This is a genomic window from Mailhella sp. (assembly GCF_057866825.1).
The window spans coordinates 1-6,157 of the sequence record NZ_DBMAHT010000117.1 but is presented as its reverse complement, the minus strand read 5'-3'; the positions used below and the strand labels follow the sequence as shown (position 1 = coordinate 6,157).

Sequence of the window (6,157 nt, the reverse complement as noted above, 5' to 3'; positions counted from 1 at the left end):
CGCACTCGGCCCGGAACTTCGACTCTTCCTCCCGCACCAGTTTGAACAGCACGGGACTGAGCAGAAGAATGGCGATAAGGTTGGGGATGGCCATGAGGGCGTTGCAGGTATCGGCCAGCAGCCAGACCAGATTCAGCTTGACGAGAATGCCCACAGGAATGGCGATGCAGTACACCACGCGGAAGGGAATCTGCGCCTTGTCGCCGAAGAAGTAGATGGCGCAGCGTTCGCCGTACACGCACCAGCTCATGGCCGTGGTGAAGGCGAACAGCGAAAGGCACACGGCCACCATGATGCTGCCGATGCCGGGAAGCACGCTTTCAAAGGCGGCCGAGGTCATGGCCGCGCCCTGCTGACCGTCGGTCCATTCGCCGGTGAGCAGCAGCGCAAAGGCGGTAAGGCTGCACACCACGATGGTATCGACGAAGGTGTCGAGCATGCCGATGGTGGCCTGCGTCATGGGCGAGTTGGTGGAAGCCGCCGCGTGCGCCATGGGCGCCGTGCCGAGTCCGGCCTCGTTGGAAAAGATGCCGCGGGCCATGCCCATGCGGATGGCCAGCATGATGGAAGCGCCGGCCGCGCCGCCCTGCGCCGCCGACGGCGAAAAGGCTTCGCGCAGCACCATGGCGAAAATGCCGGGCACCTGATCGATGTGCAGAACAATGACCACAAGAGACATGGCGGCGTAGCACAGCGCCATGATGGGAACGATGCGTCCCGCCACGCCGGCAATGCGCTTCACGCCGCCGAGCAGCACCACGCTGGAGAGCACGAGCAGCGCCACAGCGGAAATGTAGGGAGAAACGCCGAAGCTTGCCTCAAGCACGCCGCCGATGGCGTTGCTCTGCACCATGGCTCCGGTGCCGATGCAGGCCACTATGCCGAACAGCGCAAAGGCGCTGCCGAGCCACATCCAGCGGGCTCCAAGACCGTTTTTAATGAAGAACATGGCTCCGCCCACCCAGTTTCCGGCGGGGGTGCGCTCGCGATAATGCACGGCAAGCAGCACTTCGCTGAACTTGGTGGCCATGCCCACAAGGGCCGTCATCCACATCCAGAACAGCGCGCCCGGGCCGCCCATGTAAATGGCCGTGGCCACACCCACGATGTTGCCGGTGCCGATATCTCCGGCAAGGGCCGTCATCAGCGCGTTGAAGGGAGAAATTTCGCCCTTTTCCGAATCCGGACGCCGTCCGGCCCAGGCATGACGAAGGCCGCGGGCAAAGTTGCGGATAGTAAAAAAGCGCAGCCCGATGGTAAGATACAGGCCGGTGCCGAACAGGAGCACCAGCATGCACGGCCCCCATACGAAATTGTTTACAGCGGTAAGCCATTCCAACATAATGTGACACCTTTGTGAATACATCAATAATTTATCACGATATCCTATTATAATGGGAAAAGCAAACTGAAAGTCGCGTCACCTGTTCGTTTTTTGCATAATATCCGACTTTTCCGCCCTGCTCTTCCGCCTGGCGCCGCCCTGGCCGCGCTCATGCAGGAAACAACGTCGTTGCCTGAAGCCCCGGCAGTTTCCGCTCATCCCTGCCGCCTCAACAAACCCGTGGCTCCCCGGAGCAACATCATCTCTTCCGCCTTCCGGCAGCGCCCCTTTTCCCCATAGCCGCAGCGCCTCCCGCCAAATCCCCGCCCGTCGCAGTGGGAAATTCTGCTCCCTGCCGCCCCTTCGCCGTGCCCTTGCCCCCGGCGTGCTCCCATCTTTCCGAAAAAGCGCAGACTCTTTTTCCGTCACTCTTGCCTCAAAAAAACGCATTGCTCTCCGACGCAACATTCTCTCCCGCCGACTCTCTGCCCGTCGCCGTGGGAAATTCTGCTCCCTGCCGCCCCCCAGGAACTGCCGCCCCTTCGCCGTGCCCCTGCCCCGGCGTGCGTTTCCCGCCGAGCCGCCCCGCCCCTCAAACCGAGTCCGCAGGGTCTCTCCCCCCCTCTCATGCTCCCGGAGGCTCGCCTAAAAAATAGCCGCGTCGGCAGATGCCGCAGTTCCGCTCCCGCCCCGGTCTGTCCGGCGCGGGCAGGCGGCAAGTCCGGGAAAACGCGGCTCCCTCATTCCCCCATGCCGCAAAAGCCGCAAAAAAAGACGGCCCGCGCAAAAACGCAGACCGTCTGAATGTTCCGCCGCAGAAACGGCGAATCCCTGCCGCAAGCCTACTTGTTGGGCGTCAGCTTGTAGCGATAAATTTCATGCACTTCGGACTTGTAGCCCGGATACATGCCCTTGGTCATGCCGAGCACGATGCGGGCGCCGCGGTTCTGATGCACCAGCAGATCGCCGGTGGAAGGATCAACGCACAGACCTTCGATTTCACCCTGCTTGATGGTTTCGGTGAAGGTCTTTTCCAGAATCACGGGCGCGCTGCTCGCGGAAGAAATGTCCACGCGGTACAGATGATCGGGTTCGTTGTCGTCGGCCGTGCCGTCGTCGGCGGTCAGGAACAGGGAGCCGTCATAGTAGAACACGCCCTGCACCCACTGCGGCACCGGCTGCAGATGCACCTTGCGCAGATAGTTGCCGTCGAGATCGTATTCATAGAGGTAGCGGCCGGACTCTTCGCCCACCCAGGAGCACATCCACACGGTGCCCTTCACGGGATCCACGGTGATGCCCGATGTTTCCAGCTGGCCGGAAGCCTCGTTGAACGGGAAGGCGCGCTTGAACTTCAGCGTATTGGCGTCGTACACGGACACCTGAATGTCCTTGCCCACGCCGTCCATGAAGTTTTCCACGCCGCAGTAGATTTCGCCGTTGTACACGTCGATGTCGCCGAGGTGGTTCACTGCCTTGGTGTAGCCGGTTTCAAAGGGCTTGTCGTTCTTGAGGACAAGTTTGCCGTCCATGTCATACTTGTACAGCACCTTGCTGCAGCTGACGTAGATGTACTTGCCGTCGCAGGCGACGCCCTGCCGACCGTCAACCTTCATGACGTCTTTCAGTTCATAGGTGTACTTGGGAGACATGTCCGGTTCCGGCAGAGCACTGGCCTGACCGGCGACGCCGAAAAACATGAAGGCGGCCGCAGCGGAAACAAAAAGTTTGTTCATATACCCTCCTCAGGGTCATCAGGGAGCCTTCCGGCATGGAAAGCTCCTTTGCCGATACAGTAAATCAAACGCCGGGGCATGACAATGGGATATTACGGACGGCGAGTCACATGAATTCTCACGTCGCCTGGCTCCATGCCGACGCCCCTGCGCGCAGCCGCGCAGAGCCCATGCAACCGCGACCCCGAAGAATCTCTCCGGAGGCGCGGCGTTCCGTCGGCAAGGACAAACTCTTTTGCGCCGCCTCTCGGAAGCGCAAACGTCAAATCAGCCGCGTTCCGCGTGAATATCGACCGCCACGCCTTCCATGAGCGAGCGGGTAATCATGCAGCTCTTCACGATCTTGAGACAGTGCGCCAGAGTTTCGGCATCGGCGTCGTCCACTTCCACGCGAACGTCCAGATGTATGCGGGTGACGAAGGAAAGGCCGTCGCGCTCTTCCTTCTCCGCGCTGCCCCGGCCCACAATGCGGCGATAGCGCACGCCGCGGGCGAGAAGCGCCGCGTTCATCGAACCGCAGAAGCAGTCCAGCGCCGCGCTGACCAGAAACACGCGCGCCGTGCCCAGACGCTGATCCGGGCTCACGCTGGTATAATCCGCATGGATGTCTTCCAGAAGAGGATGTCCGGTTCTGATCGTAAAGCCGTCCGGAGTATGTTCAAATTCAACAACGTCGCTCATGTCTGCACTCCTTGTGATGAATGTTGACGGCCAAGCTTCGCGAAGCCCGGCCGTCCGCCGACGCGGATTCTTCATCCATGCCGGAAAAATGATGCGTTCTGCGGCTTCCTGCGCCGCACCGCCGCCCGCCTGCGTGTCGCCCTGCGGGGCGAAACATCTCCCGCCCGTGCAAGCACCGAGCCGTCTCCATCGCGAACCCTGCCCGGCTCCCGGCAAACGCAAATCTCGGCCCTCTCACAAGCACGGCATCCGCGCCGCACCTGCGAACACGGCGTCCGGTCTGCCGCCCCCGCGAACGCAAACGCCCGAGAGCGCCGTTGCAGGTGCAAAGAGGTTCCGAGCCCGCGGCAACGGCCGCGACGCTCATGCTTCCGCCTGCGCCGGTCTCGCGCCTGTAAACGCATCTCACAGACCGCGAGTTCACGCCACACGAACGCCGCCCGCACTCCCCGAAGCGCCCGTGAACGCTCGCCCCGCCCTCACTCCCGGCAGAGCCGGTACAGCCGCGCAAGAAATGCGGCCCGCGGAATCTCCTCCGCGCCGAGACGCAGCATGTGCGGCGTCGTCTGCTGGCAGTCCACGATTTCCACGCCCCGTTCCCGGAGCCACGCCGTCAGATGCACCACCGCCGCCTTGGAGGCGTCCGGCTGAACATGAAACATGGATTCCCCGAAAAACGCCCGGCCGCACTGCACGCCGTACAGTCCGCCCGCAAGCTCCCCGTTGTTCCACACTTCCACCGAATGCGCATGCCCGAGCTCGTGCAGACGCTCATAGGCCGCCATCATGTCGGGCACTATCCAGGTGCCGTCCTGCCCGGGGCGCGGTATTGCGGCGCAGGCGCGAATGACGCGGCCAAAGCACGCATCCACGGTGAACGTGAAGCGCCCGCTGTTCAGCACCCGGCGAAGACTTCCGCTCACGTGCAGCTTTTCGGGAAAAAGTACGCAGCGCGGATCGGGCGACCACCAGAGTATGGGCGAGCCCTCGCCGTACCACGGAAAAATCCCCCGCGAATAGGCGTACATGAGCCGCTCCGGCGAAAGATCGCCGCCGACCATGAGCAGGCCGTCGTCGCTCGCCTCCCGCACGGGGGGAAACCACAGCGGCCCGCCTTCGGGCATCCAGAACAGAGGGGCCGCCATATCGACTACTGACCGCTTGCCGTAAGCGTAAGATGAGGCGCGTCGGGCGAAGAGGCGTCCACAAGCACCTTGCCGCCCTTCTCCAGACGTCCGAAGAGCAGAAGTTCCGCAAGCTGATCCTCAACCTCGTTGCGCACCACGCGCTGCAGCGGACGCGCCCCCATGCGCGGATCAAAACCGTGATCGGCCAGCCAGTTTCTCGCCGCGTCGGTCAGGGTGAGCGACACGCGACGGGCGGCCAGACCGGGTTCCAGCGCGGCCATGGTCTTGTCCACGATGCGGCCCATGAGATCCCGGCTCAGGCTGTTGAACGGAATCATGGCGTCGAGGCGGTTGCGGAATTCAGGGCTGAACGTCTGCTCCACCGCTCCGGCGCTGCGGTCCGACGCGCTGCTCGTGGAACAGAAGCCCACGGGAGCCTGTTCCATTTCACGCGCGCCGGCGTTGGTGGTCATGATGAGCACCACGTTGCGGAAATCCGCCTTGCGGCCGGTGTTGTCGGTGAGGGTGGCGTAGTCCATCACCTGCAAAAGCACGTTGTAGATGTCGGGATGGGCCTTTTCCACTTCGTCGAGCAGCAGCACGGCATGAGGCGTCTTGCGTATGGCCTCGGTGAGAAGACCGCCCTGCTCGAAGCCCACGTAGCCGGGAGGCGAACCGATGAGACGGGCGACCGCGTGCTTTTCCATGTACTCGCTCATGTCGAAGCGCACGAAGGACACTTCCAGAAGATCGGCGAGCGCCTTGGCAAGCTCGGTCTTGCCCACGCCCGTGGGGCCGTGGAACAAAAACGACGCCGTAGGCCGGTTTTCCCGGCTCAGGCCCGCGCGGGAACGCAGAATGGCGCGCACCACGGCGTCCACGGCCTGATCCTGACCGAACACCCGGGCGCGCAGATCGTCGCCGAGCGTCTGCAGACGCTCCTTTTCGCCGCGGGTCACGCTTCGTGCGGGAATGCCCGCCATGCGGGCCACCACGCGTTCGATGTCCTGCACGGACACGCCCGCGCCGCGACGGAATCCGGGCTTCAGGGTTGCCGCGGCTCCGGCCTCGTCCATGACGTCGATGGCCTTGTCCGGCAGAAGCCTGTCCTGAATGTAGCGCGCGGAAAGTTCCACCGCGGCCTGCACGGCTCCCTTGGAGTAGCGCACGCCGTGAAATTTCTCATAGCGCTCCTGAAGGCCCCGCAGAATGGCCAGACAATCTTCTTCCGAAGGCTCCTTCACGTCGATGCACTGGAAACGACGGCTCAGGGCTCTGTCCTTCTCAAA

At 62.9% G+C, this 6,157-nt stretch carries 5 protein-coding genes; all 5 read right to left on the bottom strand.

The features are described 5' to 3' along the window. On the bottom strand, positions 1–1,342 hold a 1,342-nt coding region (locus ACZM96_RS09020; protein ID WP_489488645.1), incomplete at its 3' end, for an alanine/glycine:cation symporter family protein. Positions 1,343–2,166: 824 nt separating this feature from the next. Next, positions 2,167–3,060 carry a hypothetical protein gene (locus tag ACZM96_RS09015; protein WP_489488643.1) on the bottom strand — a complete coding sequence of 298 codons (894 nt, stop codon included), beginning with the start codon at positions 3,058–3,060 and terminating at the stop codon, positions 2,167–2,169. 267 nt (positions 3,061–3,327) lie between these two features. Beyond that, positions 3,328–3,741 carry an OsmC family protein gene (locus tag ACZM96_RS09010; RefSeq protein ID WP_489488641.1) on the bottom strand — a complete coding sequence of 138 codons (414 nt, stop codon included), beginning with the start codon at positions 3,739–3,741 and terminating at the stop codon, positions 3,328–3,330. A 479-nt stretch (positions 3,742–4,220) separates the two neighbouring features. Then, positions 4,221–4,865 carry a leucyl/phenylalanyl-tRNA--protein transferase gene (gene aat, locus ACZM96_RS09005; RefSeq protein ID WP_489488646.1) on the bottom strand — a complete coding sequence of 215 codons (645 nt, stop codon included), beginning with the start codon at positions 4,863–4,865 and terminating at the stop codon, positions 4,221–4,223. Between the two features lie 26 nt (positions 4,866–4,891). After that, the coding region (locus tag ACZM96_RS09000; RefSeq protein ID WP_489488640.1) for an AAA family ATPase at positions 4,892–6,157 on the bottom strand (1,266 nt) is incomplete at its 5' end.

Bases quoted from the DNA above. Each gene is read 5' to 3' on its own strand.
- ACZM96_RS09015 (WP_489488643.1), bottom strand. From the start codon at position 3,060: ATGAACAAACTTTTTGTTTCCGCTGCGGCCGCCTTCATGTTTTTCGGC.
- ACZM96_RS09010 (WP_489488641.1), bottom strand. From the start codon at position 3,741: ATGAGCGACGTTGTTGAATTTGAACATACTCCGGACGGCTTTACGATC.
- aat (WP_489488646.1), bottom strand. From the start codon at position 4,865: ATGCCCGAAGGCGGGCCGCTGTGGTTTCCCCCCGTGCGGGAGGCGAGC.